Genomic DNA, 24774 nt, shown 5'->3' on the forward strand with positions numbered 1-24774 from the left:
GCCTGCGCGGCGGCGGCTGCTGGCAGCCCTTCCAGGGCGGCACCATCCACTGGTCCCCCACCACCGGCGCCCACGCCACCGACGGCATGATCCGCGAGGCCTGGGGCCGGCTGGGCTGGGAGAACGGACGCATGGGCTACCCCACCGGCGGCGTCGTCTGCGGCCTGCGCGGCGGCGGCTGCTGGCAGCCCTTCCAGGGCGGCGCCATCCACTGGTCCCCCGCCACCGGCGCCCACGCCACCTTCGGCGCCATCCGGGACGCCTGGGGCCGCCAGGGCTGGGAGAACGGGCGCCTCGGCTACCCCGTCTCGGGCGAGATGGTCTCCGGCGGCGTGGTCCGGCAGAACTTCCAGGGGGGGTACATCACGGTCGACCGGCGCACCGGCCGGGTCACCGTCCGCTGACCGGGTTCGCCTGACGTCCGGCGAGCCCGGACGTCAGGCGAAGCGGCGGCCGGTGAGCTGCTCGTACGCGGTGACGTAGCGCTCCCGGGTGGCGGCGACGACGTCGTCGGGCAGCTCGGGCGGCTCGGAGACGCGGTCCCAGCCCGAGGAGGTCAGCCAGTCGCGGACGAACTGCTTGTCGTAGGAGGGCTGCACCGATCCGGGCGACCAGGTGTCAGCCGGCCAGAAGCGGGACGAGTCCGGGGTGAGCACCTCGTCGCCGAGCACCAGCCCGCCGTCGGGTGCGACCCCGAACTCGAACTTGGTGTCGGCCAGCACGATCCCGGCCTCGCGGGCGACCTCCGCCCCCCGCCGGTACAGCGCCAGCGTGAGCTCGCGCAGCTGCTCGGCCCGCTCGGCGCCCACCAGCTGCACCACCCGCGGGAAGTCGATCGGCTCGTCGTGCTCGCCGATCTCCGCCTTGGTCGACGGCGTGAACACCGGCTCCGGCAGCTGCGAGCCCTCGACGAGGCCCGCGGGAAGCGCGACGTCGCGGATCGAGCCGGTCCGCTCGTACTCCTTCGTGCCCCCGCCGGAGAGGTAGCCGCGGGCCACGCACTCCACCGGCTGCATCTCCAGCCGCCGCACGAGCATCGCCCGGCCGGCGACCGACGCGGGCACGTCGGCGGCCGACACCAGGTGGTGCGAGGCCCCGAAGGAGGCCAGCACCGGGGCCAGCTGCTCGAACCACCAGACCGACAGCTGGGTGAGCACCTTCCCCTTGTCGGGGATCGGCGTGGGCAGCACCCAGTCGTAGGCCGAGATCCGGTCCGATGCCACGAGCAGCAGCTGCTCGGGGCCGGCGTCGTAGATCTCCCGCACCTTGCCGCGGGCGACGAGGGGCAGGTCGACGGTCACGACAGCGCGGCCAGCCGGTCGAACAGCGGACCCAGGTTGGCCACGTACCGCTCCGGGCGGCAGATCTCGTCCAGCCGGGCCTCGTCCAGGGTCACACCGGACTCCGCGGCGCGTGCCCGCAGCGTCTCGCGGAACGGGGCACCCGAGTTCCACGTCTGCATCGCGGCCGACTGGACGAGGGCGTAGGCGTCCTCGCGGGACAGCCCGCCCTCCACCAGCTCCAGCAGCACCGAGGAGGTGTAGATGAGCCCGCCGGTGGACTCCAGGTTCGCCCGCATCCGGTCGGCGTCCACGACCAGGTTCTCGACCAGGCCCGCCGTCAGGTTCAGCAGGTAGTCGGTGGTGATCGCGGCGTCGGGCAGGAACACCCGCTCGGTCGACGAGTGCGAGATGTCGCGCTCGTGCCACAGCGGGATGCCCTCCATCACCGGCACGATCGCCGCGCGCACGACCCGCGCGAGGCCGGCGATGCGCTCGGAGCGGATCGGGTTCTTCTTGTGCGGCATCGCCGACGAGCCCTTCTGGCCCGACCCGAACGCCTCGGACAGCTCACGCACCTCGGTCCGCTGGCCGTGCCGGACCTCCAGGGCGACCGCCTCGCAGACCGTGGCGATGATCGCCAGCGCGGAGACCCACTCGCTGATGCCGTCGCGCAGCACCACCTGGGTGGACGCGTCGGCCGGCCGCAGCCCCAGCGCGTCGGCCACGGTGCGCTCGACCGACGGGTCGATCAGCGAGTACGTGCCGACGGCGCCGGAGATGGCCACCACGCCGACGGCGTCCCGCGCCGCCCGCAGCCGGTCCCGGGACCGGGCGGCGGCGAAGGCGAGGTCGGCGACCCGGTGCCCCCAGACGACGGGCTCGGCGTGCACGCCGTGCGTGCGGCCGACCCGGATCGTCCCCCGGTGCGCCAGGCCGTGGTCGCGCAGCGCGGCCACCAGCCGGTCGGCCTTGGCGAGCAGGACGTCGGTGGCGTCGGTGAGCTGGACGGCCAGCGCGGTGTCGAGCAGGTCCGAGGAGGTCATGCCGTGGTGGACGAAGGCCGCGGCGGAGCGCGGCTCGGTGTTGTCCGCCCACGCGGTGAGGAAGGCGATGACGTCGTGCTGCGTCGTCTCCTCGATCTCCGCGACCCGCTCGGGGGTGGGCGGGGGCGCGTTGCGCACCGGCTCCACGACGTCGGCCGGCACGCGCCCGGCGGCCGCGTGGGCCTCGAGCACCAGCGTCTCGACGCGGCACCACAGCTCGTACTTGTGGGCGTCGCTCCAGACCCGTCCCATCTCGGGGAGGGTGTAGCGCTCGATCATGCGGGTACCGCCCGCCCTCGGTCAGCTCGTCGCAGCACGGGGACAGTCTCCCGTAGGGCTAGCGTGATCACGAACGGCCCCTACTGGCGGTGGAGGAGTGCCCATGCTGGGACGTGCCGGCGAGTTCGTCGGCCGGGCCCGCGAGCGCATCCGCGCCGCCCGCGAGCACGACCCGCACGGCTGGCCCGAGGAGCGCCCCGCGCGTCCCGAGCCGCCCGCCGACGACGGCCCTCCCCCGCTCGGCAGCCCCGCGCCCGGCGCGCCCGACCTCGACGGCGCCCTCGCCCCCGGCAGCGTGAGCGGCCCCCCGGAGAACGGGCGCCCGCAGCGCCGCGAGGAGCTCGACCGCCCGCTCCTGGGCGACCCGGGCCCCCGCATCCACGCCGAGGAGTTCGTGCCCACCACCCTGCGCACGGCGGCGGCCTGGTCGTGGCGGCTGCTGGTCGTGGTGGCCGGCCTGTACGCGCTGCTGGTCGCGATGGCCTACGTCGCGGTCGTGGTCGTCCCGGTGATCGTGGCGCTGCTGCTCGCGGCCCTCCTGCAGCCCGGTGCGGCGGCGATGGTGCGCAACGGCTGGCCGCGGTCGCTGTCCGCGCTGACCATGCTCGTCGTCGGCCTGGGCGTCGTCTCGGGGATCATCACGCTGGTCGTCCAGCAGATCAGCACCGGCTTCAGCGACCTCGCCGACCAGGTCAGCGAGGGCATCACCCAGGTGCAGAACTTCGTCGTCCGCAGCTTCCCCATCAGCCGGGGCCAGCTCGAGGACGCCGTCGTCCAGCTGCAGGACACCCTCGTCGCCAACCAGGAGACGATCGCCTCGGGGGCGATCACCACCGCAACCACGGTCGGCGAGGTCTTCACCGGCATCGTCCTGGCGCTGTTCACGCTCTTCTTCTTCCTCAAGGACGGCCGGTCCATCTGGCTGTGGCTGGTGGGGCTGTTCCCCCGCGAGTCGCAGGCGTTCCTGGACGAGGCGGCACGCCGGGCCTGGCGGACGCTGATCTCCTACGTCCGGGCCACCGTGGCCGTCGCGCTCGTCGACGCGGTCGGCATCGGGATCGGGCTGGCGATCCTGGGCGTGCCGCTGGTGATCCCGCTGGCCGCGCTGGTCTTCCTCGGTGCGTTCATCCCGATCATCGGCTCGTTCCTCGCCGGGTCGGTCGCCGTCCTGGTGGCCCTGGTGTCGGTCGGCCCGATCAAGGCGCTCATCGCCCTGGCGGTCGTCATCGCGGTCATGCAGCTGGAGGGCCACGTCCTGCAGCCGCTGCTGCTGGGCCGGGCGGTGCACGTGCACCCGCTGGCGGTCGTCCTCGCCATCGCGGCGGGGCTGCTCGTCGGCGGGATCTTCGGCGCGCTGATCGCCGTCCCGACCGTGGCCTGCGTGAACGTCGCCGGGACCTACCTGAGCCGCCGGAACGAAGGGCCACGCCCGCCCGAGCCGCGGCCGGAGCGGGTCCGCCCCGTGGTGACGGCGGGCGGCTAGCCCAGCGGGGCGTAGGCCTCGGGGTGCGCGGCCAGGTGGTCCTCGAACGCAGCCTGGATCTCGGCGTCCCACCCCGGCAGCGCCGCTTCGTAGCGCCGGTTGGCCTCTTCCTCCAGCCGCTCGCCGGCGTCCGGGTCCTCGGGGTCCAGGGCGGCGGCCTGCCGCGCGACCTCCTCGACGGCGTCGGCGGCCGCGTCGAGCCCCAGGGCCCGGAAGCCGTCGGCCGCGGCTGCCCGCTGGCCGGGCTCCAGGCTCTCCACCGCGTGCAGCAGGCCGCCGTTCATCGCCATCCCGTGGCAGAGCAGCACCGCGGCGAGCGCGGCGTCCCCGGGGTGGGTGAAGGGCGCGTACGGATCGCAGGCGCGGTTCCAGACCTCGTCGGGGTCGCTCACGGCGCGATCCGGCCCTCGACGGCGGCCAGCGCGATGTCGGTGCGCCAGTGCGCGTCGGCCAGCCGCACGCCCGCCACGCGCTCGTAGGCCGCCTGCCGCGCCGCGGCGAGGTCCTCGCCGACCGCCGTCACGGCCAGCACCCGGCCGCCGGCGGAGACGACCGTTCCGTCGGGGGCGAGCGCGGTCCCGGCGTGCAGGACGCCCTCGCCGTCGGCACCGGTGACGGGGTCGCCGGTGCGCGGGCGGTCCGGGTAGCCCGGTGCCGCGACGACGACGGTGACGGCGGCGCCGTCGCGCCAGCGCAGCGGCGGGTGCTCGGCGAGCGAGCCGGTGGCCGCCGCGTGCAGCAGCCCGCCGAGGGGCGTCTCCAGCAGCGGCAGCACCACCTGGGTCTCGGGGTCGCCGAACCGGGCGTTGAACTCGACGACCCGCACGCCACGGGAGGTGAGCGCGAGACCGGCGTAGAGCAGGCCGCTGAAGGTCTCGCCGCGCCGCGCCATCTCGTCGACGGTCGGCTGCAGCACGGTCGCGAGGACCTCCTCGACCAGCCCGGCCGGCGCCCAGGGCAGCGGTGCGTAGGCGCCCATGCCGCCGGTGTTGGGCCCGCCGTCGCCGTCGTCGCGCCGCTTGTGGTCCTGTGCCGGGACCAGCGGCAGCACCGTCGTCCCGTCGGTGACGGCGAAGAGGGAGACCTCCGGCCCGTCCAGGTACTCCTCGACCAGGACCGAGCCGCCGGCGTCGAGGACGGCCCGCCCGTGCGCCGCGGCGGCGTCGCGGTCGGGGGTGACGACGACACCCTTGCCGGCCGCCAGCCCGTCGTCCTTGACCACGTACGGAGCACCGCCGGTGAGCGCGGCCACCTCGTCGAGGGCGGTCTCCAGCTCCGCAGGACCGCCGACGGCCCAGGACCGGGCGGTGGGCACCCCGGCCGCGGTCATCACGTGCTTGGCGAAGGACTTGCTGCCCTCGAGCTGGGCCGCCTGAGCGGACGGGCCGAAGCAGGCGATGCCGGCCTCGCGCACGGCGTCGGCGACCCCGGCGACGAGCGGCACCTCGGGGCCGACGACCACGAGGTCGGCCCGCCAGCCCCGCGCGAGGTCGGCGACGGCGACCGGGTCGGCGACCGCGAGCGCCTCGCCGCCGGGCGGCGGCGGGGCGGTCCCCCGCGTGCCGGCGTTCCCGGGGGCGCAGGCGAGCGCGCTCACCGCGGGGTCGGACTGCAGAGCCACGCACAGGGCGTGCTCCCGGGCACCGGAGCCGATCACCAGCACGCGCACGGCTGGCGACCCTACCGACCCCGCGGAGCACGGGCACCCAGCGGGCAGAGCCGCCGGGACGTGACCGCTCCCACGGCTTCTAAACCTCAGAAACCCCAGACACCTCATGTGATCTACCTCATATAAAGGCTGTCACGAGCCTGGTCAGCGCGCTGTGTGCTCAGTTGTGCGCAATCCGTCTCCTTCAGTTCCCGCGCGATTCACCCGATTCCTGTGTTGTGGGTGCCATGCGCGCGACCGAGTCGCTGGCGATTCGACCAGTGACACGCCTTCCCCGGCCCGTCGTCATCGGACACCGTGGAGCCCCGGCCTACCGGCCGGAGCACACCACGGCGAGCTTCGAGCTGGCCATCGACCTGGGTGCCGACCTCATCGAGCCCGACGTCGTGGTCAGCCGCGACGGCGTGCTCGTCGTCCGGCACGAGAGCGAGCTCTCCCTCTCCACCGACGTGGCCGAGCACCCGGAGTTCGCCGACCGCCACACCTCGAAGGTGGTCGACGGGGAGCTGTGCACCGGCTGGTTCACCGAGGACTTCACCTACGCCGAGCTGCGCACTCTGCGCGCCGTCGAGCGGATGCCCGCCCTGCGGCCGCTCAACACCGCCTACGACGGCCGGTTCGGCATCCTCACGCTCGGCGAGGTCGTCGAGCTGGCCCGCTGCCGGTCGACCGCGGACCGCCAGATCCGCGTGCTCGCCGAGCTGAAGAGCCCCGAGGTCGTCGACGGGGACGCGCTCCCGCTGGGCGCCCTCGTGGCCGAGGAGCTGCGCCGCCTGGGCGCCGACCGGGCCGACGGCAGCGTGCTCATCCAGTCGTTCGACGCCGCCCTGCTGCGTGAGCTGCGCGCCCGCCTGGGCGACGGCGGCCCGCAGATGGCCCAGCTCATCGACGACGTCCCCACCGGGGACGCGATGACCACGCCCTCGGGCCTCCGGGAGATCTCCACCTACGCCCAGGCGATCGCCCCCAGCCGGGAGCGGGTCCTGGCCAGCGCCGCCGCCGCCCGCCCGGGCAGCGGGCACCTGGTCGACCAGGCGCACGCCGCCCAGCTGTCGGTCTTCGTTTGGACGCTGCGGGCGGAGAACACCTTCCTGCCGGCGCACCTGCGCCGGGGCGACGCGCCGGAGGGCCTGGGCGACGCCGTCGGCGACGCCGCGGAGCTGCTGGGGCTGGGCGTCGACGGGCTGATCACCGACTCCCCCGACCACGCCGTCCGGGCACGTACCGCCGTCGCCGCCCAGCTGGTCTGACTCCTCACCGGGCCCGGTAGGGCCGCTCGCGCATCGACCGGTGCAGCGAGCGCAGCCGCTTCCGCTCGTCGGCGCGCGCCCGCGCGTCGACCCGGAGCAGCTGCCGTCGCGCCTCGCCCTCCAGCTTCCGCCACGCGGTGAGCCGCGCGGGGTCCAGCCGCCCGTCGTCGACCGCGGCGGCGACCGCGCAGCCGGGCTCGGTGCGGTGCTCGCAGTCCCGGTAGCGGCACTCCGCCGCGAGCCCGACCACGTCGGCGTAGGCCTGCGCGACGCCGTCCTCGTCGTCGTAGAGCGCGAGCTCGCGCATGCCGGGGGTGTCGACCAGCAGCCCGCCCCCGGGCAGCACGTGCAGCTCGCGGGCGGTCGTCGTGTGCCGGCCGCGCCCGTCCTCCCGGATGTCCTGCGTGCCGGCGACCGCACGGCCCGCGAGGGCGTTGGCCAGGCTGGACTTGCCCACGCCCGAGGGCCCGACCATCGCCGCCGTCCGCCCCGGGCCGACCAGCGACCGGACGGCGTCCAGCCCCTCGCCCGTCAGCGAGCTGACCGGCAGGACCGGGACGCCGAGCGCGTCCTCGGCGACCTGCGCGACGACGGCGGCCACGTCGTCGCACAGGTCGGCCTTGGTCAGCACGACGGCGGGCGCCGCCCCGCTGCCCCACGCCACGGCGAGGTACCGCTCGATCCGGCGCACCCGGGCCTCGCCGACCAGGGCGTCCACGACCAGGACGACGTCCACGTCGGCCGCCACCACCTGCGCCGCCGACGTCCGCCCGGCGGCCGTGCGGGTGAAGGCGCTGCGGCGGGGCAGGACGGCGACGGCCAGCTCACCGCGCAGCGCGACCCAGTCACCCACGGCCGGCGCCGCGCCCTCGTGCAGGCCGGCCGCCGGGTGGACGCGCCGCTCGCCGTCGGCGGCGTGCACCGTCAGCCGGCCGCGGTCGACCCGCAGCACCCGGCCGGGCTCGCAGCCCGGCGGGAGGTCGGCGACGCGGTCGGCCGTCCAGCCCAGCGCGGTGAGGTCCACGCCGGAGATGGTGGCGCCCCCGGCCGCCGGCTGTCGCCGGGTTTTCCGCTAGGCGATCAGGTCGTGGATGACGACGTTCTCGTCGCGGCCGGGGCCGACGCCGATCACGCTGATGCGCGCGCCGGAGAGCTCCTCGAGCCGGCGGACGTAGGCCTGCGCGGCGGCGGGCAGCTCGTCGAACGTCCGGCAGTGCCGGATGTCCTCGAACCAGCCGGGCATCTCCTCGTAGACCGGCTTCGCGTGGTGGAAGTCGGTCTGCGTCATCGGCATCTCGTCGTGCCGGACGCCGTCGATCTCGTAGGCCACGCAGATCGGCACCGTCTCCAGGCCCGAGAGCACGTCGAGCTTGGTGAGGAAGTAGTCGGTGATCCCGTTGACCCGGCTGGCGTAGCGGGCGACGACGGCGTCGAACCAGCCGCAGCGCCGGTCGCGGCCGGTGGTGACGCCGACCTCGCCACCGTGCTTGCGCAGGTATTCGCCCCACTGGTCGTGCAGCTCGGTCGGGAACGGGCCGGAGCCGACGCGGGTCGTGTAGGCCTTGAGGATGCCGACGACCCGCTCGATGCGGGTCGGGCCGACCCCGGCGCCGACGGCCGCGCCACCGGCGGTCGGGTTGGACGACGTCACGAACGGGTACGTGCCGTGGTCGACGTCGAGCAGCGTGCCCTGCGACCCCTCGAGGAGCACCCACTCACCGGCGTCGAGGGCCTTGCCCAGCAGCAGCCGGGTGTCGACGATCCGGTGCTTGAGCTGCTCGGCGTACCGCGTGTACTCCTCGACGACCTCGTCGACGTCGATGGCCTTGCGGTTGTAGACCTTGACCAGGACCTGGTTCTTCTCCTGGAGCGTGCCCTCGAGCTTCTGCCGGAGGATCGAGAGGTCGAGCAGGTCCTGCACGCGGATGCCCACGCGGGCGACCTTGTCGCCGTAGGCGGGGCCGATGCCGCGGCCCGTCGTCCCGATCTTGCGCTTGCCCAGGAACCGCTCGGTGACCTTGTCCAGCGCCCGGTGGTGCGGCATGATCAAGTGCGCGTCGGAGGAGATGACCAGCCGCGAGGTGTCCACCCCGCGCTCCTCCAGACCCGCCAGCTCCTTGATGAGCACCTCGGGGTCGATCACCACGCCGTTGCCGATCACGGGGGTGCACCCGGGCGTGAGGATGCCCGACGGGATCAGGTGGAGGGCGTACTTCTCGCCGTCCGGCGTGATCACCGTGTGGCCGGCGTTGTTGCCGCCCTGGTACCGGACGACGTAGGGAACTCGGCCGCCGAGCAGGTCGGTGGCCTTGCCCTTGCCTTCGTCGCCCCACTGGGCACCGATCAGCACGACTGCGGGCATCGGCTCCTGGATCTCCTTGCGTCGGGGTGCCGGGGCGGTGGGACCGCACCCGGGAGGTTCCCGGCCGGCAGGTGGCAGGGTATCCGCATGTCCTCCGTCGAGCTGGACCTCCGTCGCCTGGAGCCCGGTGAAGCGCCCCGGCCGACCCAGCTGGAGCCGGTCCGCGCCGCGGACGCGGTGGTGGTGCGGGGTCCCGTCCCCGCCCTGTCGGCGGTGCTCGCCACGCTGCTCAAGGCGGGCCGGACCGCCGAGGTCCCCGTGGCCTGGGAGCCCGGCGCCGACAAGTCCTCCGTCGCCCTCGGCCGCGCCCTCGGCATCGGGACCGGCGGACCGCGCGACCTCACGCTTGTCCGGGACGACCACGGCGGCGTCCTGCTGCACCACGGCCGGATCGAGGCGGCCGGCGGTGGCCGGCGGTCCCTGTCGCGCCGCGTCGGGCTGCAGGCCCACCACGACGACATCCGGGTTGCCGACGGCGAGGTCACCCGCATCGACGTCCGGCCGGACTGGACCGCCGTCGACACCATCGGGGTCACCGTCATGACGCTGCCGCTGCGGCCGACCCGGCACACCAGCGGCCGGGCACTGCAGGTGGCGAGCGACCCGGCGCGGGTCCTGCGGGACGGCGTCCCCTACCCGCGGCCGGTCAACCGCTGGACCTGGTACGCCGACGACCGCGTCCGGTGGCGGCTCCAGCCGTAGGACGCCCCGCGGCACCGCCCGGCCCGTCGTGGACACTGAGGGCACCCGCACGCCCGAGGAGGACCCGCTGCCGACGTCCTGTTCCCCCGCCGCCGGGTCATCCCGACGGTGATCGGTGACCGGCCGCCGTTCGGCCCTGCCCGCCCCGCGCCCGGCCGCCGGTTCCTCGCGCGGGCCCTGGCGCGGCCGAGCCTGCCCGCCGTCGTCGCCCTCGTCGTGGTCGTCGTCTTCTTCGGCCTGCAGGCGCCGGGGCTGCGGACCGACAGCGGTCTGGCGGGCGTCCTGGACGTCGCCGCACCCCTGGGCATCGGGGCCGTGGCGGTCGCCCTCCTGCTGATCGCCGGCCAGTTCGACCTGTCCGTGGGCGCCGTGGCGGTGGCCAGCTCGCTGCTGACCGCCCTCCTGGTCGGCCCCGGGGGGTGGCCGGCCTGGCCGGCGCTGCTGGTCTCGCTGCTCGGAGCCCTGGCGATCGGCCTGGTCAACGGCGTGCTGGTGGTGAACACCGGGCTGCCGAGCTTCCTGGTCACCCTGGCCACGTTCCTGGTGTTGCAGGGAGCCTCGCTCGCCGGGTTCGAGGCCGTCGCCGGCTCGGCCCAGATCCGCGGCCTGGACGACGCCACCGGCTGGGGCTCCGCCGCGACGGTGTTCGGCTCGTCGGCCGAGATCGGCAGCGGCCGCTTCCACGTCGCCGTCGTGTGGTGGCTGGTCGCCACCGCGCTCGCCACCTGGGCGCTGTGGCGGACGAAGTTCGGCAACGCCGTGTTCGCCGGGGGCGGTGCCCGCCGCGCCGCGCGGGAGCTGGGCGTCCCGGTGCGGCGGACCACCGTGGCGCTGTTCTGCCTCACCGCGACCGCGGGCTGGCTCATCGGCACGCTGGGGCTGTTCCGGCTGGAGAGCGTGCAGCTGGGCAACGCCGACCTCGGCACCGCCCTGGACTTCGTGGTGGTCGCGGTCATCGGCGGCTGCCTGCTCACCGGCGGGTACGGGTCGGCGGTGGGCGCGGCGGTGGCCGCCCTCCTCTACGCGGTGGCCCGGCAGGGCATCACGCTGGCCGGGTGGGACCCCCGCTGGTTCCAGACGCTGCTCGGCGGCCTGCTGCTGCTGGCCCTGCTCGCCAACGGCGTCGTGCGCCGCCGGCTGAAGGCGAGGCCCCGGTCATGAGCACCGCGCTCCTCCCGGACCAGCCGCCGACGACGCCCGCCGTCGAGCTCCGCGGGGTCACGGTGCGGCACGGCAACGTGCCGGCGCTCAACCGGGTGAGCGCCGTCCTGCAGCCGGGCGAGATCACCTGCGTGCTCGGGGAGAACGGCTCGGGCAAGTCCACGCTGGTCTCGGTGCTCTCCGGCCTGCGGCGGCACGACGAGGGCGAGCTGCTGGTCGCGGGGGTGCCGGTGCGCTTCCGCTCCGCGCGGCAGGCGCGCGCCCTCGGCATCGCCACCGTGTGGCAGGACCTCGCCGTCGCGCCGCTGCTGTCGATCTGGCGGAACTTCTTCCTGGGCGCGGAGCCCACGCGCGGCATCTGGCCGCTGCGCCGGCTGGACGTCGAGGGCGCCCGGGCCACCACGGTGCGCGCGATGGCGCGCGTCGGTGTCACCGGGCTGGACCCCGACCAGCCGGCCAGCGCGCTGCAGGCCGGCGAGCGGCAGAGCCTCGCGGTCGCCCGCGCGCTGCACTTCGGGGCCCGCGCCCTGGTCATCGACGAGCCGGCCACGCCCATGACCGTGGCCCGGCAGACCCTGTTCGGGCAGGCGATCCTGGCGGCGCGGGCCCAGGGGCTGGCGGTCGTCGTCGTGACGAACAACCCGCGCTACGCCCACCTGATCGGCGACCGCTTCCTGCTGCTGGCCCACGGCAGCGTGGCCGGGAACCTGACCCGCGACGACATCGACGCCGACGAGCTGACCGCGCTGATGGCCGGTGGCGACTCGCTCACGACCCTGACGGACGCCCTGACCGCCCTGCACCCGGAGCTCGGCGAGCGCTGAGCCGGGGAGGGCGGTCAGGGATGGTCAGGCGAAGAGGCTGACACCACCCGGGCCGACCAGCAGCCCGACGACGATCAGCACGATGCCCCACAGCATCTGCCCACGGATGATCGCGAAGATCCCGGAGACCACCAGGATGACGGCAAGGATCCACAACAGGGTCACCATTGCTCAATCCCCATCTCTGCGGGCGCCCGGTCGGCGCCGTGCACGCTCAGTGATGCTCTTCACGATCAACTCGCAAACACCGCGCGAGAAAGACCTGGTCAGCGGCGCACCCTGAGATGGGACCACGAATTCTCGTTACTCGACGTCACGGGAACTCCGCGGGAGCAGGTCCCGGCCACCGGACCGGCCGCCGGGACCAGCCTGCCTACGGGACGAGCGTGGGGTCGCAGTCGCGCAGCAGCTGGGTGCAGCGCTCCTGCTCGCCCGTCTCGCCGATCGCGCCGGCCGCCGACGCCAGGACCCTCACGCAGCGCAGGAAGCCGCGGTTGGGCTCGTGCGACCACGGCACCGGGCCGAAGCCCTTCCAGCCGTTGCGGCGCAGCGCGTCCAGCCCGCGGTGGTAGCCGGTGCGGGCGTAGGCGTAGGCCTCGATGGTGCGACCGTCGGCCAGCGCCCCCTCGGCCAGCGCCGCCCACGCGGCGCTCACCGTCGGGTGGTGCGCCGCGACCTCGGCGGCCGGGACGCCGTCGGCGAGCTCGCGCTCGGCCTCGGGGTTGCCCGGCAGCAGGGTCGGGTCCGGCTCGCCGAGCAGGTTGCCGTGGGAGTGGGTCATCAGGCGCCCTGCGACTGGCCGGCGGACAGCAGGTCCTCGCACGCCTCGACGACGCGGGCGGCCATGTTCGTCTCGGCGGCCTTGAGGTAGCTGCGCGGGTCGTAGGTCTTCTTGTTGCCGACCTCGCCGTCGACCTTCAGCACGCCGTCGTAGTTGCTGAACATGTGGCCGGCGATCGGCCGGGTGAAGGCGTACTGGGTGTCGGTGTCGACGTTCATCTTCACGACGCCGTAGGAGAGCGCCTCGCGGATCTCCGACTGCGCCGAGCCCGAGCCACCGTGAAAGACGAAGTTGAACGGCTTGGCACCCTCGCCGAGGCCGAGCTCGGCGCTGACGACGTCCTGGCCCTGCTTGAGGATCTCCGGCCGCAGCTTCACGTTGCCCGGCTTGTAGACGCCGTGCACGTTGCCGAAGGTCGCAGCGAGCAGGTAGACGCCGCGCTCGCCGAGGCCGAGGGCCTTCGCGGTGGCGACGAAGTCACCGGGGGCGGTGTAGAGCTTCTCGTTGATGTCGTGCGCGACGCCGTCCTCCTCGCCGCCGACGACGCCGATCTCGAGCTCGAGCACGATCTTGGCGGCCGCGCACTTGTCGATGAGCTCCTCGGCGATCTGGAGGTTCTCCTCGAGGTCGATCGCCGAGCCGTCCCACATGTGCGACTGGAACAGCGGCGCCTGGCCGGCGTCCACGCGGTCCTGGGACAGCGCGATCAGCGGGCGGACGTAGGAGTCCAGCTTGTCCTTGGGGCAGTGGTCGGTGTGCAGCGCGACGTTGACCGGGTACCTCTCGGCCACCACGTGCGCGAACTCGGCCAGCGCGACGGCGCCGGTGACCATGTCCTTCACCTTGGTGCCGGAGCCGAACTCCGCGCCGCCGGTGGAGAACTGGATGATGCCGTCGCTGCCCGCGTCGGCGAACCCGCGGAGCGCCGCGTTGATCGTCTCGGACGAGGTGCAGTTGATCGCCGGGTAGGCGAAACCGCCCTCCTTGGCCCGGTTGATCATGTCGGCGTAGACCTCAGGGGTCGCGATGGGCATGCGGAGCACTCCTTGCGGTGAGCGGCGTGTACGGCGCTGTACGTCGGTGATCAGTATCGCGCCGCGCCTGCGGCCGCGGCACCACGGGGCGCGGCGGACCCCGACCGGGCGAGCCGGCGCTCAACCGCCGTCCCCCGCCGGTAGCACCGGTACGGGCAGGGTCGCGCCGAGGTCGCCACGGGTCACCCGCAGCTCCCAGCAGCCGGGAGCGTCCAGGAGGACCCCGGTCCCCCACTCGTCGCCGGGCGCGGGGAAGGAGCTGCTGCCGTGCGCCCGCGGCCCGAACGCGAGGGCCGCCTCGCTGCCGTCGGGGCGGACCGGCGTCACCTGCAGCTCCCCCTGCCCCGTCACCCGCCACACCACCTTCAGCTCCTCGCCCTCGCGGACCGGTAGATCGGCGAACGGCAGGGCGGTGACGGTCCCGCCGTCGGCCGGGACCTCGACGGGCTCGAGCGCGGCGCCGGCCGGGGTGTCGCACCCGCCCGTGGTCGTGACCTGGGCGGCGTCCGGGTCCAGCTCGGCCGGTGAGGTGCACCCCGGCGCCGTGAGCAGCAGCGCCAGCCCCAGGACTGCCCGTCGCCCGCCCAGCGCGACCACCTCAGCGCCCGTCGGGGGCGACGTCGCCGGCCGCCACCCGCTCAGCCCTGCTCGGTCCGGCTCACCACGCGGGCGGCGACCACGACCGGGTCGTACGTGGGCGAGAACGGTGGGGCGTAAGAGAGGTCGGAGCCGGCCAGGTCCTCGGCGGTCATGCCCGCCCAGATGGCCGCGGCCAGCACGTCGATGCGCTTGCCGGAGCCGGGCCCGCCGACGATCTGCGCCCCGATCAGCCGGCCGGAACCCGCCTCGCTGAGCAGCTTGATGGCGATCTCCTCCGCACCGGGGAAGTAGCCGGCCTTGGTCGTCGCCTCGATCGTGTCGGTCCGGTAGTCGAACCCGGCCTCCTCCGCTTGGGTGGTGCACAGCCCTGTGCGGGCGACCTCGATCTCGCCGACCTTGGTGAGGGCCGTCCCCAGGACGCCGGCGAAGCGCGCGGCCCGGCCACCGATGACAGAGCCCGCGACCCGGCCCTGCTTGTTGGCGTGCGTGCCCAGCGCGACGTGCGCGACCTCCCCCGTCACCCGGTGGAAGGTCTGCGCGCAGTCCCCGGCGGCGTAGATCTCCGGGTGCGACCTGGTCCGCTGGGTGCGGTCGACGTCGATCGCGCCGGTGGTGCCCAGCCCGATGCCGGCGGCCTCGGCGAGCGCGACCTCCGGCCCCATGCCCAGCCCCAGGACCACGATGTCGGCCTCGTAGGTCCCGGCATCGGTGCGGACCCCGCACGCGCGACCGGACCGGTCCACCAGCACCTCGCGCACGGCCTGGTCGGTGTGCACGTCCATCCCCATCGCACCCATGCCGTCGCGCACCCGCTCACCCATGTCGGCGTCGAGCAGCTGCATGGGCAGCGGATCGGCGAGCACGACGGTCACCTCGAGGCCCCGCCGGTGCAGGACCTCGGCCATCTCCAGCCCGATGTAGCCGCCCCCGAGGACCAGGCCCCGCCTGGCACCGGCGTCGAGGGCGGAGCGGATCGCCGCGCCGTCGTCCAGCCGGTGCACCCCGTACACACCGGGAGCGTCCAGCCCTGGGATCGGTGGCCGCGCCGGGCGCCCACCGGTGGCGACCACCAGGCGGTCGTAGCCGATCCGCTCGCCGTCGGCCGTGACCACCTTCCCGGCGTCGGTCTCGATGCCCTCCGCGCGGGTGCCCGTGCGGACGGTGATGCCCCTTGCCTCGAACTCGGCGGGCGTGCGGGCGATGAGCTGCTCCCGCCGCTCCACCTGGCCGCCGATCCAGTACGGGATGCCGCACGCGGAGAAGGAGACGTCCGACCCCTGCTCCAGCACCACGATCTCGAGGTCGTCGGCGTCGCGCAGGCGACGCGCCTGCGCCGCCGCGGACATGCCGGCGGCGTCCCCACCGATGACCACCAGCCGCTCCCGGGATCCGCTCATGCGGTCAGCGTTCCACCCGGTCGGCCCGCCTGCCGGAACACCGTCCCGGGGTTGAGCAGCCCGGCCGGGTCGAGAGCGGCCTTGATGGACCGGTGCACGTCCAGCGACACGGGGCCGATCTCGCGTTCGAGCCAGTCCAGCTTGATGGTGCCCACGCCGTGCTCGCCGGTGATCGTGCCGCCCAGCGCCAGCCCGAGCTCGAGGATGTCGTCGAAGGCGCCGTAGGCCCGCTCCCGCTGGCCGGGGTCGCCGTCGTCGAAGCAGACGGTGGGGTGCATGTTGCCGTCGCCGGCGTGCCCGACGACGCCGACGGTGAGGTCCCGGGTGGCCGCGATCGCGTCGCAGCCGTCGAGGAAGGCGGCGATCCGGGAGCGCGGGACGGCGACGTCGTCGATCAGCATCGCGCCGCCCACCTGCTGCAGCGCCGGCAGCGCCATCCGCCGGGCCTGCAGCAGCAGGTCGCCCTCGGCCTGGTCGTCGGTGGAGTGCACGAGCTGGGCCCCGGCCTCCTCGCAGAGGACCGTGAGCGCCGCGATCTCCTCCGCCGCGGTCACGCCCCCGCTGTCGGACTGGGCGACCAGCAGCGCCCGGGTGCCGTCGTCGAGGCCGGCCTTGAGCACCCGGTCCACGGTGCGGATGCAGGTGCCGTCCATGATCTCGAGCAGGCTGGGCACCAGGCCGGAGGTGACCACCCGCTCCACGACCTGCCCCGCCTGCGCCGTCGTCGCGAACGAGGCGGCGAGGGTCACCGGGGCCTTCGGCGCGGGACGCAGCGCCAGCGTGGCCTCGGTGATGATGCCGAGCGTGCCCTCCGAGCCCACGAACAGCCGGGCCAGGTCGTAGCCGGCCACGCCCTTGACCGTCCGCCGCCCGGTACGCAGCACCCGGCCGTCGGCGAGCACGACCTCCAGGCCGAGCACGTAGTCGGTGGTGACCCCGTACTTCACGCAGCACAGGCCGCCGGAGTTGGTGGCGAGGTTGCCGCCGATCGTGCACCAGTCGTAGCTGGACGGGTCCGGTGGGTAGAACAGCCCCGACCCGGCGACGGCGTCGCGCAGCTGCTTGTTCACCACTCCGGGCTGGACGACCACCAGCCGGTCGGCCGGCGAGATCTCCAGGACGGCGTCCATGCGGGTCATGACCACGGTGATGCCGCCGTCGACGGCGTTGCTGCCGCCGGCCAGCCCTGAGCCGGCGCCGCGGGGGACGACCGGGACGCCGTGCCGCGCGGCCACTCGCATCACCGCCACGACGTCGTCGGTGCTGCGCGGGAGGACCACCGCCGCGGGGGTGCCGGCCGGGGCCAGCATCGCCTGGTCCCGGGCGTAGGAGGCGGTGACGTCGGGGTCGGTGAGGACGCCGTCGGCGCCCAGCGCGTCGGTGAGCTCGGCGAGCCACGAGGTGGCGACTGTGGTCACGGTCACACCGTACGGCTCACGGTGACCTGCTGGAACGGCCCCGCCGCAGGGGCCCGGCCCGAGCGGAGCGAGGGCTGGGGGGCGACGGGGTCCTTATGCCAGGCCGAGGTCGGCGAGGGTGAAGGCGGCGCGGTACTCGAAGCCCGCCTCCTCGACCGCCTGCCGCCCGCCCCGGTCCACGATGACGGCGACGCCGATGACCTCGGCGCCCGCCTCCTGCAGCGCCTGGGCCGCGGTCAGGGGGCTGCCGCCGGTGGTCGACACGTCCTCGACGACCAGCACGGCGCGGCCCGCGACGTCCGGCCCCTCGATCCGCCGCTGCAGACCGTGCGCCTTGCCCGCCTTGCGCACCACGCAGGCGTCGAGGAAGCCCTCGCCCGCAGCGGCCGCGTGCAGCATCGCCGTCGCCACCGGGTCCGCGCCCAGGGTGAGGCCGCCGACGACGTCGTAGCGCAGGTCACCGGTCAGCTGCCGCATCACGCGCCCGACCAGCGGGGCACCCTCGTGGTGCAGCGTGAGCCGGCGCATGTCGATGTACCAGTCCGCCTCCTTGCCCGAGGAGAGCGTGACCTTCCCGTGGACCACGGCGAGGTCGACGATCAGCTGCAGCAGCCGGTCGCGGTCGGGCAGGGCGGGAGCAGCCGTCATGGGTCCGACCCTAGACACGCCGGAGGGCCGCCGTCGGACCGAGTCCGGCGGCGGCCCTGTCGGCCTGCGTCCCCGTTCCCGCCCCGGCTCACGAGGGGTGGGAGGACGGGGCCCTCGCTCACATACCGGCAGGCTTGAGGACCTGGTCGATGACGTAGACGGTGGCGTTGGCGGTCTGGACGTTGCCGCAGACCACCGAGGCCTCCATGCCGACGACGGTGCCGTCCATGGCGATCGAGAAGTCCTCGCCGGACCCCTCGATGGTGACCTCGTCACCGTTCAGCGTGGTGTGCGTGCCGGCCAGCTCCTCCGGGGTCAGGCGACCCTGGATGACGTGGTGGGTGAGCACCGTGGTCAGGGCCTGGGTGTCGCCCAGCAGGCCCTGGAGCGCGTCCGCCGGGACGGCCTCGAACGCCGGGTTGGCCGGGGCCAGCACGGTGATGTCCTCGGCGCTGTTCAGCGTGTCGCCGAGGTTGGCGGCGGTGACCGCCTGGACCAGGGTCGACAGGACGGGGTTGTTGCTCGCGGCGGTGGCCACCGGGTCGTCCGACATGCCCTCGACGCTGCCCTCGCCCTCGGTGGGCACCTGGGCGCAGGCCGGGCCGAACGGCGCGTCGGACATGGGCATCGCGGAGCTCTCGGAGGCCGAGGAGCTGCTGCTGGACGAGCCCGAGGCGCTGCTCTCGGAGCCCTCGTCGGAGCCGCCGCAGGCGCTCAGCGTGATCGCGAGCGTGGAGACGGCGGTGACCAGGATGCTGCGGGAAAGGGTGCGCTTCATGTCGGTGGTGCTCCTGTCCTGTTCCGTGCGACGTCGGTGTCGCGGTCGGGGTGGTGCACCGGCCGCGGGAGCGACCGGGGGGTTCGCCGCCGGCGGGGGCCGGGACGGGTCTGTGGGGGCGTCCGGTGGTGGCACCGGACGGTTTCTCAGCGGACGACCACCCGCACCGAGTGCCAGCCGCTGGCACCGTTCGGGAAGGGGGCGGCCCGCTCCTCGGTCTGCGTCTCGCCGTCGGTGCTGGTGGCCCGGACGGTGAGCGTGTGCTGGCCGGTCGCGAAGTCGTAGGGCAGCACCCACTGGCGCCACAGGTCGGCGTCGACCTCCGGGGAGAGCTCGGCCTCCACCCAGTCCCCCTCGTCGACCTTGACCTCGACGCGGGCGATGCCGCGGGTCTGCGCCCAGGCCACCCCGGCGATCGCCCGGCGGCCCGGGGGGAACGCCCGCAGCGGCGCGGGGGTGTCGACCCGGCTGAAGACCTTGATCGGCGCCTCGGCGGCCCAGTCGCGCTCGACCCAGTAGGGGTCGAAGGCGTCGAAGGTGGTGGCGTCGATCCGGGTGAGCCACTTGCAGGCGGAGACGTAGCCGTAGAGACCGGGGATGAGCATCCGCACGGGGAAGCCGTGCTCGACCGGCAGCGGCTCGCCGTTCATGCCGAAGGCCAGCATCGCGTCCTCGACCCCGAGGGCCGAGCGGGTCGGGGCGCCGATGGTCATCCCGTCCTGCGAGGTGCAGACCAGCTGGTCGCTGTCGTCCCGGATGCCGTTCTCGCGCAGGAAGGCACCCAGGGGCACGCCCAGCCAGCGGGCGGTCCCGGCCAGCCGACCGCCGACCTCGTTCGAGACGCAGGTGAGCGTGATGTCCCGCTCGATGATGTCGTCGCGGTCGAAGAGCTGCTGCAGCGTGTACGTCTGCGGGCTGTCGAACTTGCCCGTGAGGGTCAGCTGGTACTCCGACGGGCGGATCTGCGGCACCGTGATGGCGGTGTCCACCCGGTAGAAGTCGCGGTTGCGCGTGACCAGCGGGGTCAGGCCCTCGACGCCGGGCGCGAGGTCGGCACCAGCGGGGAGCGCCGGGGCGGGCGAGGCCGGCCGCGGCAGGGCCAGGTCGCCCCGCTCACCGGCGACGTCGAAGCGCTGCTGGAGGAGCTTGCCGCCACCACCGGCGACCGCGGCGACGCCGACGGCCACGCCGCTGGTGAGGAAGAACCGGCGCCGGTCCATGCCGGCGCCCTTGCGGTCCCCGGCGCCCAGCGCGTCGCGCAGCCGGCCGGCGAGGCCGGGCGACGCCGCACCCTCTGCGGGCCGCTCCGCGCCGTCGGCGTCCTCGGCGGCGGCCGGGGTCTGCAGCGGGGACAGCAGGGCCAGCAGGGCGAACGCCCCGACGATGGCGCCGACCAGCGCGGGGAGGCCGTTGAGCGGGCCGCCGGCCGGCCGGGTCACCGCGGCGACGACGCCGACCAGCCCGAACAGCGCGATGCCGGCGACGCCGAGCACGCGGTTGCGCAGCCCGACCAGGCCGATCACCAGCGCGTAGAGCGCGATGACCACCAGCGTGCCGACGATCAGGGCGATCTTGTCGTTCTCGCCGAAGGTCCGGATGGCGAAGGCCTTGACCGGCTCGGGGGTCAGCGTGATCGCGGCGTCGCCGACGGCCACGACCGGGGAGGAGGCGGGGCCCACGAGCGCGGCCACCAGCTCCGCGACGCCGAGCGCCACCGCGGCGGCCAGCAGCCCCGCCAGCGCGGCCAGCAGCCGGCGGACGCCGGGCTTCCGGCCGGCGCCGCGGGAGGTGGCTCGCGGGTCCTGCTCGGTCATGGTCACGACTGGCATTCGCACGCCGGGTCGGATCCGGATTCACCCGTCCCGAAAATCTTCCGGCGCCCGCCGCGACGGCTCCCGCTCGTGGCGGTGCGGCGCCGACCTCGCCGTCTGCCAGGCTGGGGCCGTGCCGGCCACCCCAGCTCCCAGCCCCGCAGACCCCGCGACCCCCGCGTCGAGGCCGACGTCGGTCCGGATGGCCGTCGCGCTCCTGGCCACCCTGGGGGTCCTGCTGCTGCTCTACGTGGTGATCACGGTCCTCGGCCGCGACGGGCTGATCCAGTCGCTGATGACCGCGGGCCTCACCCGGCCGGAGGCCGAGCAGTTCCTGCTCATCAACACCACGGCGCCGCTCGTGCTCGGGCTGGTCTACGCGGTGTCGGCCGGTGCCGTCGAGAGCCGCCGGGGCTGGGGACGCTGGCTGGGCCTCGTCGGCGCGGTCGTCCTCGCGCTCCTGGTGCTGACGACGACGCTGACCGCGGGCGGCGTCACCGTCATCTCGCTGCTGCTGCTCGTCCTGTCGGTCTCCGCGGCCGCGAGCCTGCTGGCCCGCACGACCCGCGAGTGGCTGGCCCCGGCCGGCGGCTGAGCCGCCGGCCGGCCCGCCTCACGCCTGGCCGGTGGTGCGCTGCCACTTCCGCCAGCGGTACCAGTCGTTGGACGGCTTGAGGGCCAGGAGCACCACGCCGGCCATCACCAGCAGCGTCTCGAACCAGCCGAGGGCGGTCGCGAACGGGACCGGGCCCGCCTCGCTCCCGGCGCCGTACGGCGTCGCCAGCAGGGTCAGCCCACCCAGCACCCAGAGGACGATCCGGGCCCAGTTGTAGCCGCGCCAGGCGAACCAGAGGAACAGCAGCTGCAGGGCGGTGACCACCAGGCCGCCCACGATGGTGACCTGGAGCAGGAGCTCGGCGAACCGCTCCGGGTCCAGCCCCTCGAGGTCCTGGTCGCTGAACGCGCTGCCGGCCTCGGCCTCGGTGAACGCGACGACCTCGTCGAACCGGGCCAGCAGCGCGATGGAGCTGATGACGGCGAGCACGAGGGCGGCCAGGAAGGCACCCAGGCCCGCCCGCACCGTCACGGGGCGCTCCATCGGCTGCGGGGGCGGGGCGCCCCAGCCGGGCGCCGCGGGCGGCCCCGGCGGGTAGGCGTAGGGGTTCTGCGGGTACGGCGGGGGCTGCTGGCCCCAGGGGGCCTGCTGGCCGTACGGCGGCTGCCCGTAGGGCGGCTGGCCCGGCTGCGGCTGGCCGTACGGCGGCTGCCCGTACGGCGGCTGGCCGTAGGGCGGCTGGCCCGGCTGCGGCTGCCCGTAGGGCGGCTGGCCCGGCTGCGGCCACGCCGGTGGCTGCCCACCCTGCTGACCGTCCTCGGGCCGGCCCTGCTGCTGCCCGTGCTGGTCGCCCTGACCCGCCGTCATCGCGCCTCCGCTCGTCGTTCCCCGTCGACGCGATCATCGCCGACCCGTCCACCGCCGACCAACGAGCCACGCAGCCGTCCCGTCCCCGGTCCCGCCCCGGCGTGCCGGGGCGGGACCGGAGGCCGGCTCAGGCGCGGGTGACGCTCAGCCCCGCGGCGTCACCACCCGGCCAGTCGACGACGACCTCGTCGCCGTCCCGGATGTCGCCGGCCAGCAGCGCCTTCGCCAGCTGGTCACCGATCGCCGACTGCACCAGGCGGCGCAGCGGCCGCGCGCCGTAGACGGGGTCGAACCCGTTGAGCGCCAGCCATTCCCGCGCGGCGTCGGTGACGGTGAGGGTCAGCCGGCGGGCGGCCAGCCTGCGGGCGAGGACACCCACCTGGATGTCGACGATCCCGCTCAGCTCCTCGCTGCCCAGCGCGCGGAAGACCACCACGTCGTCGAGCCGGTTGAGGAACTCCGGCTTGAAGTGCGACCGCACCACCTCGAGGACGGCGTCGCGGCGGCGCTCCTCCGGGACGGACTGGTCCGCGATGATCTGGGACCCGAGGTTCGAGGTCAGGATCAGGATGGTGTTGCGGAAGTCCACCGTCCGGCCCTGGCCGTCGGTCAGCCGGCCGTCGTCGAGCACCTGCAGGAGGACGTCGAAGACGTCGGGGTGCGCCTTCTCCACCTCGTCGAGCAGGACGACGGTGTACGGCCTCCGGCGGACGGCCTCGGTGAGCTGGCCACCGGCCTCGTACCCCACGTAGCCCGGAGGGGCACCGACCAGGCGGGCCACCGAGTGCTTCTCGGAGTACTCGCTCATGTCGATCCGGACCATCGCCCGGTCGTCGTCGAACAGGAACTCCGCCAGGGCCTTGGCCAGCTCGGTCTTGCCGACACCGGTCGGGCCGAGGAACAGGAAGGAGCCGGTGGGGCGGTCGGGGTCCGCGACGCCGGAGCGCGCGCGGCGCACGGCGTCCGACACCGCCCGCACCGCGTCCGGCTGCCCGACCACGCGCCCGGTCAGCCCCTCCTCCATGCGCAGCAGCTTCTGGGTCTCGCCCTCGAGCAGCCGGCCGGCGGGGATGCCGGTCCAGGCCTGGACGACCTCGGCGATGTCGTCGGGGCCGACCTCCTCCTTGAGCATCGAGTCACCGGAGGCGACCGAGTCCTCGGCCGAGCGGAGCGACCGCTCGAGCTCGGGCAGCCGGCCGTAGCGCAGCTCCGCGGCCCGGGCGAGGTCGCCGTCGCGCTCGGCGCGCTCGGCCTCCAGCCGGACGGACTCCAGCTCCTCCTTGATCCGCTGGATCCGCTCGATGGCGCTCTTGTCCTGCTGCCAGCGCAGGGTCAGCTCGGCCAGCTCCTGCCGGCGGTCGGCCAGCTGGGTCCGGAGGGTCGCCAGCCGTTCCTCGGACGACGGGTCGTCCTCCTTGGACAGCGCCATCTCCTCGATCTCCAGGCGCCGCACCGCGCGCTCCACCTCGTCGACCTCGACGGGGCGGCTGTCGATCTCCATGCGCAGCCGGCTGGCGGCCTCGTCGACCAGGTCGATCGCCTTGTCCGGCAGGAAGCGGGAGGTGACGTAGCGGTCAGACAGGGTCGCGGCGGCCACGATCGCGGTGTCGGTGATGCGGACACCGTGGTGGACCTCGTACCGCTCCTTGAGCCCGCGGAGGATGCCGATGGTGTCCTCGACGCTCGGCTCGCCGACCAGCACCTGCTGGAAGCGACGCTCCAGCGCCGGGTCCTTCTCGATGTGCTCGCGGTACTCGTCGAGCGTCGTCGCGCCGACCATGCGCAGCTCGCCGCGGGCCAGCATCGGCTTGATCATGTTGCCGGCGTCCATGGCGGACTCGCCGGTGGCCCCGGCGCCGACGATCGTGTGCAGCTCGTCGATGAAGGTGACGACCTGCCCCTCGGCCTCGGTGATCTCCTGCAGCACGGCCTTGAGCCGCTCCTCGAACTCACCGCGGTACTTGGCGCCGGCCACCATCGCGCCCAGGTCGAGCGCCATGAGCCGCTTGCCCTTCAGGCTCTCCGGCACGTCGCCGGCCACGATCCGCTGGGCCAGGCCCTCGACGATCGCCGTCTTGCCGACGCCGGGCTCGCCGATGAGCACCGGGTTGTTCTTCGTGCGCCGGGAGAGCACCTGGACCACGCGGCGGATCTCGGTGTCCCGGCCGATGACCGGGTCGATCTTGCCCTCGCGGGCGCGCTCGGTGAGGTCGACGGCGTACTTCTCCAGCGCCTGGAAGGTGCTCTCCGGGTCGGCGGTGGTCACCTTGCGGTTGCCCCGCACGGTGCGGAAGGCAGCGACGAGCGCGTCGCGCGTGGCACCGGCGCTCGAGAGCACCGCGCCCGCCTCGCCCTCGGACCCGGCCAGCCCGACCAGCAGGTGCTCGGTGGAGACGTACTCGTCCCCCAGCGCGCTCGCCTGCTCACCCGCGGCGTTGATCACGCGCAGGAACTCCCGCGACGGCGAGGGCGCGGACACGGTGGCGCCGCTGACGCTCGGCATCCGCCGCAGGGCCGCGTCGGCCTTGGCGCGCACGTCGGCGGGGTCCGCCCCGACCGCGGTCAGCAGGGGGCCGGCGATCCCGTCGGTCTGCTCCAGCAAGGCGACGAGCAGGTGCAGCGGCTCCAGCGCCGCCTGACCCCGGCCGACGGCGAGGCGCTGGGCGCCGGCGACGGCCTCCTGCGAACGGGTCGTGAGCTTGCTCTCCATGCTCGGACGCGATCCTTTCCTCGTTCCGGTGCGCCGTCCGTCCCTGGACGGCGCCGTCGACCTGTGCAACGACGGTCGAGTTGAGTCTGTTCCGCTCAACTCTGCCACCGCTCAGCGG

At 74.4% G+C, this 24774-nt stretch carries 23 protein-coding genes and 1 pseudogene; 7 read left to right on the forward strand and 17 right to left on the reverse strand.

Going from position 1 to position 24774, the window contains the following annotated elements:
* A pseudogene (locus E4P43_RS07885) lies at positions 1-404 on the forward strand (hypothetical protein); the annotation flags it as partial.
* A 33-nt stretch (positions 405-437) separates the two neighbouring features.
* On the opposite strand, the gene E4P43_RS07890 reads toward E4P43_RS07885, so the two are convergent.
* Both E4P43_RS07890 and purB read right to left on the reverse strand, forming a co-directional pair.
* Positions 438-1301, reverse strand: coding sequence for a phosphoribosylaminoimidazolesuccinocarboxamide synthase (locus tag E4P43_RS07890; RefSeq protein WP_209313780.1), 864 nt, complete (start codon positions 1299-1301; stop codon positions 438-440).
* Positions 1298-2605, reverse strand: a complete 1308-nt coding sequence (gene purB, locus E4P43_RS07895; RefSeq protein ID WP_135144920.1) for an adenylosuccinate lyase — start codon at positions 2603-2605, stop codon at positions 1298-1300. Before purB ends, E4P43_RS07890 begins: the two co-directional genes overlap by 4 nt.
* Positions 2606-2708: 103 nt before the next feature.
* Between purB and E4P43_RS07900 the strand changes: the two genes are divergently transcribed.
* Positions 2709-4088, forward strand: a complete 1380-nt coding sequence (locus E4P43_RS07900; protein ID WP_135144921.1) for an AI-2E family transporter — start codon at positions 2709-2711, stop codon at positions 4086-4088.
* Here E4P43_RS07900 and E4P43_RS19845 read toward each other — a convergent pair.
* Positions 4085-4480 (reverse strand): hypothetical protein, encoded by a 396-nt coding sequence (locus E4P43_RS19845; RefSeq protein WP_167759115.1) that lies wholly within the window; start codon positions 4478-4480, stop codon positions 4085-4087. The two genes, E4P43_RS07900 and E4P43_RS19845, sit on opposite strands and share 4 nt — an antisense overlap.
* Positions 4477-5757 (reverse strand): phosphoribosylamine--glycine ligase, encoded by a 1281-nt coding sequence (gene purD / locus E4P43_RS07910; RefSeq protein ID WP_135144922.1) that lies wholly within the window; start codon positions 5755-5757, stop codon positions 4477-4479. The genes E4P43_RS19845 and purD overlap by 4 nt, the downstream gene beginning before the upstream one ends.
* Before the next feature lie 260 nt (positions 5758-6017).
* Here purD and E4P43_RS07915 point away from each other — a divergent pair, with 260 nt between their 5' ends.
* The gene (locus E4P43_RS07915; RefSeq protein ID WP_245159000.1) at positions 6018-7007 is read left to right on the forward strand and encodes a glycerophosphodiester phosphodiesterase family protein; all 990 of its coding nucleotides are present in this window, start codon (positions 6018-6020) and stop codon (positions 7005-7007) included.
* Between the two features lie 4 nt (positions 7008-7011).
* Here the strand turns inward: E4P43_RS07915 and rsgA are convergent, their stop codons facing one another.
* A complete protein-coding gene (gene rsgA, locus E4P43_RS07920; protein WP_135144924.1) occupies positions 7012-8031 on the reverse strand; it encodes a ribosome small subunit-dependent GTPase A in 1020 nt (339 codons plus the stop codon).
* Between the two features lie 48 nt (positions 8032-8079).
* Positions 8080-9369: an adenylosuccinate synthase gene (locus E4P43_RS07925; RefSeq protein WP_135144925.1), complete on the reverse strand. Its 1290-nt coding sequence runs from the start codon at positions 9367-9369 to the stop codon at positions 8080-8082.
* Between the two features lie 87 nt (positions 9370-9456).
* Between E4P43_RS07925 and E4P43_RS07930 the strand changes: the two genes are divergently transcribed.
* The 3 genes from E4P43_RS07930 (at position 9457) to E4P43_RS07940 (ending at position 12056) form a co-directional block, all read left to right on the forward strand.
* The gene (locus tag E4P43_RS07930) at positions 9457-10071 is read left to right on the forward strand and encodes a hypothetical protein (protein ID WP_135144926.1); all 615 of its coding nucleotides are present in this window, start codon (positions 9457-9459) and stop codon (positions 10069-10071) included.
* Positions 10072-10179: 108 nt separating this feature from the next.
* Positions 10180-11232 (forward strand): ABC transporter permease, encoded by a 1053-nt coding sequence (locus tag E4P43_RS07935; RefSeq protein WP_167759116.1) that lies wholly within the window; start codon positions 10180-10182, stop codon positions 11230-11232.
* A complete protein-coding gene (locus E4P43_RS07940) occupies positions 11229-12056 on the forward strand; it encodes an ATP-binding cassette domain-containing protein (protein ID WP_135144928.1) in 828 nt (275 codons plus the stop codon). Before E4P43_RS07935 ends, E4P43_RS07940 begins: the two co-directional genes overlap by 4 nt.
* A 24-nt stretch (positions 12057-12080) precedes the next feature.
* Here E4P43_RS07940 and E4P43_RS19850 read toward each other — a convergent pair whose 3' ends face one another.
* The 9 genes from E4P43_RS19850 to E4P43_RS07980 all read right to left on the reverse strand — a co-directional run bounded on the left by E4P43_RS19850 (position 12081) and on the right by E4P43_RS07980 (position 20526).
* Positions 12081-12224, reverse strand: a complete 144-nt coding sequence (locus E4P43_RS19850; protein WP_167759117.1) for a GPGG-motif small membrane protein — start codon at positions 12222-12224, stop codon at positions 12081-12083.
* A gap of 205 nt (positions 12225-12429) precedes the next feature.
* On the reverse strand, positions 12430-12837 hold the full coding sequence (locus E4P43_RS07945) for a DUF3151 domain-containing protein (protein ID WP_135144929.1): 408 nt from the start codon (positions 12835-12837) through the stop codon (positions 12430-12432).
* Positions 12837-13871: a class II fructose-bisphosphate aldolase gene (gene fbaA / locus E4P43_RS07950; RefSeq protein ID WP_135144930.1), complete on the reverse strand. Its 1035-nt coding sequence runs from the start codon at positions 13869-13871 to the stop codon at positions 12837-12839. The genes E4P43_RS07945 and fbaA overlap by 1 nt, the downstream gene beginning before the upstream one ends.
* A gap of 120 nt (positions 13872-13991) precedes the next feature.
* Positions 13992-14468, reverse strand: coding sequence for a hypothetical protein (locus E4P43_RS07955; RefSeq protein ID WP_135144931.1), 477 nt, complete (start codon positions 14466-14468; stop codon positions 13992-13994).
* 41 nt (positions 14469-14509) lie between these two features.
* On the reverse strand, positions 14510-15868 hold the full coding sequence (locus tag E4P43_RS07960; protein ID WP_135144932.1) for an FAD-dependent oxidoreductase: 1359 nt from the start codon (positions 15866-15868) through the stop codon (positions 14510-14512).
* A complete protein-coding gene (locus tag E4P43_RS07965; protein WP_135144933.1) occupies positions 15865-17286 on the reverse strand; it encodes an FAD-linked oxidase C-terminal domain-containing protein in 1422 nt (473 codons plus the stop codon). Before E4P43_RS07965 ends, E4P43_RS07960 begins: the two co-directional genes overlap by 4 nt.
* A 93-nt stretch (positions 17287-17379) precedes the next feature.
* On the reverse strand, positions 17380-17934 hold the full coding sequence (pyrE, locus tag E4P43_RS07970; protein WP_209313781.1) for an orotate phosphoribosyltransferase: 555 nt from the start codon (positions 17932-17934) through the stop codon (positions 17380-17382).
* Between the two features lie 118 nt (positions 17935-18052).
* A complete protein-coding gene (locus E4P43_RS07975) occupies positions 18053-18712 on the reverse strand; it encodes a fasciclin domain-containing protein (protein ID WP_135144934.1) in 660 nt (219 codons plus the stop codon).
* 146 nt (positions 18713-18858) lie between these two features.
* Complete coding sequence (locus E4P43_RS07980; protein WP_135144935.1) at positions 18859-20526, reverse strand: molybdopterin-dependent oxidoreductase; 1668 nt, start codon at positions 20524-20526, stop codon at positions 18859-18861.
* Positions 20527-20725: 199 nt separating this feature from the next.
* Between E4P43_RS07980 and E4P43_RS07985 the strand changes: the two genes are divergently transcribed.
* Complete coding sequence (locus E4P43_RS07985) at positions 20726-21118, forward strand: hypothetical protein (RefSeq protein WP_135144936.1); 393 nt, start codon at positions 20726-20728, stop codon at positions 21116-21118.
* 18 nt (positions 21119-21136) lie between these two features.
* Here E4P43_RS07985 and E4P43_RS20170 read toward each other — a convergent pair whose 3' ends face one another.
* The gene (locus tag E4P43_RS20170) at positions 21137-21946 is read right to left on the reverse strand and encodes a hypothetical protein (protein ID WP_209313782.1); all 810 of its coding nucleotides are present in this window, start codon (positions 21944-21946) and stop codon (positions 21137-21139) included.
* A gap of 127 nt (positions 21947-22073) precedes the next feature.
* Positions 22074-24656 carry an ATP-dependent chaperone ClpB gene (gene clpB / locus E4P43_RS07995; RefSeq protein WP_135144937.1) on the reverse strand — a complete coding sequence of 861 codons (2583 nt, stop codon included), beginning with the start codon at positions 24654-24656 and terminating at the stop codon, positions 22074-22076.
* Positions 24657-24774 lie beyond the last annotated feature (118 nt).

Origin of the sequence: Blastococcus sp. TF02A-35 (genome assembly GCF_004571075.1) — a bacterium.
In the GTDB taxonomy this organism is placed as follows: domain Bacteria; phylum Actinomycetota; class Actinomycetes; order Mycobacteriales; family Geodermatophilaceae; genus Blastococcus.

Bases quoted from the DNA above. Each gene is read 5' to 3' on its own strand.
- E4P43_RS07925 (WP_135144925.1), bottom strand. From the start codon at position 9,369: ATGCCCGCAGTCGTGCTGATCGGTGCCCAGTGGGGCGACGAAGGCAAG.
- E4P43_RS19850 (WP_167759117.1), bottom strand. From the start codon at position 12,224: ATGGTGACCCTGTTGTGGATCCTTGCCGTCATCCTGGTGGTCTCCGGG.
- E4P43_RS07975 (WP_135144934.1), bottom strand. From the start codon at position 18,712: ATGAAGCGCACCCTTTCCCGCAGCATCCTGGTCACCGCCGTCTCCACG.
- E4P43_RS07940 (WP_135144928.1), top strand. From the start codon at position 11,229: ATGAGCACCGCGCTCCTCCCGGACCAGCCGCCGACGACGCCCGCCGTC.
- E4P43_RS07945 (WP_135144929.1), bottom strand. From the start codon at position 12,837: ATGACCCACTCCCACGGCAACCTGCTCGGCGAGCCGGACCCGACCCTG.
- E4P43_RS07980 (WP_135144935.1), bottom strand. From the start codon at position 20,526: ATGACCGAGCAGGACCCGCGAGCCACCTCCCGCGGCGCCGGCCGGAAG.
- clpB (WP_135144937.1), bottom strand. From the start codon at position 24,656: ATGGAGAGCAAGCTCACGACCCGTTCGCAGGAGGCCGTCGCCGGCGCC.
- E4P43_RS20170 (WP_209313782.1), bottom strand. From the start codon at position 21,946: ATGACGGCGGGTCAGGGCGACCAGCACGGGCAGCAGCAGGGCCGGCCC.
- E4P43_RS07900 (WP_135144921.1), top strand. From the start codon at position 2,709: ATGCTGGGACGTGCCGGCGAGTTCGTCGGCCGGGCCCGCGAGCGCATC.
- E4P43_RS07930 (WP_135144926.1), top strand. From the start codon at position 9,457: ATGTCCTCCGTCGAGCTGGACCTCCGTCGCCTGGAGCCCGGTGAAGCG.
- purB (WP_135144920.1), bottom strand. From the start codon at position 2,605: ATGATCGAGCGCTACACCCTCCCCGAGATGGGACGGGTCTGGAGCGAC.
- pyrE (WP_209313781.1), bottom strand. From the start codon at position 17,934: ATGACGGCTGCTCCCGCCCTGCCCGACCGCGACCGGCTGCTGCAGCTG.
- E4P43_RS07960 (WP_135144932.1), bottom strand. From the start codon at position 15,868: ATGAGCGGATCCCGGGAGCGGCTGGTGGTCATCGGTGGGGACGCCGCC.
- E4P43_RS07985 (WP_135144936.1), top strand. From the start codon at position 20,726: ATGGCCGTCGCGCTCCTGGCCACCCTGGGGGTCCTGCTGCTGCTCTAC.
- fbaA (WP_135144930.1), bottom strand. From the start codon at position 13,871: ATGCCCATCGCGACCCCTGAGGTCTACGCCGACATGATCAACCGGGCC.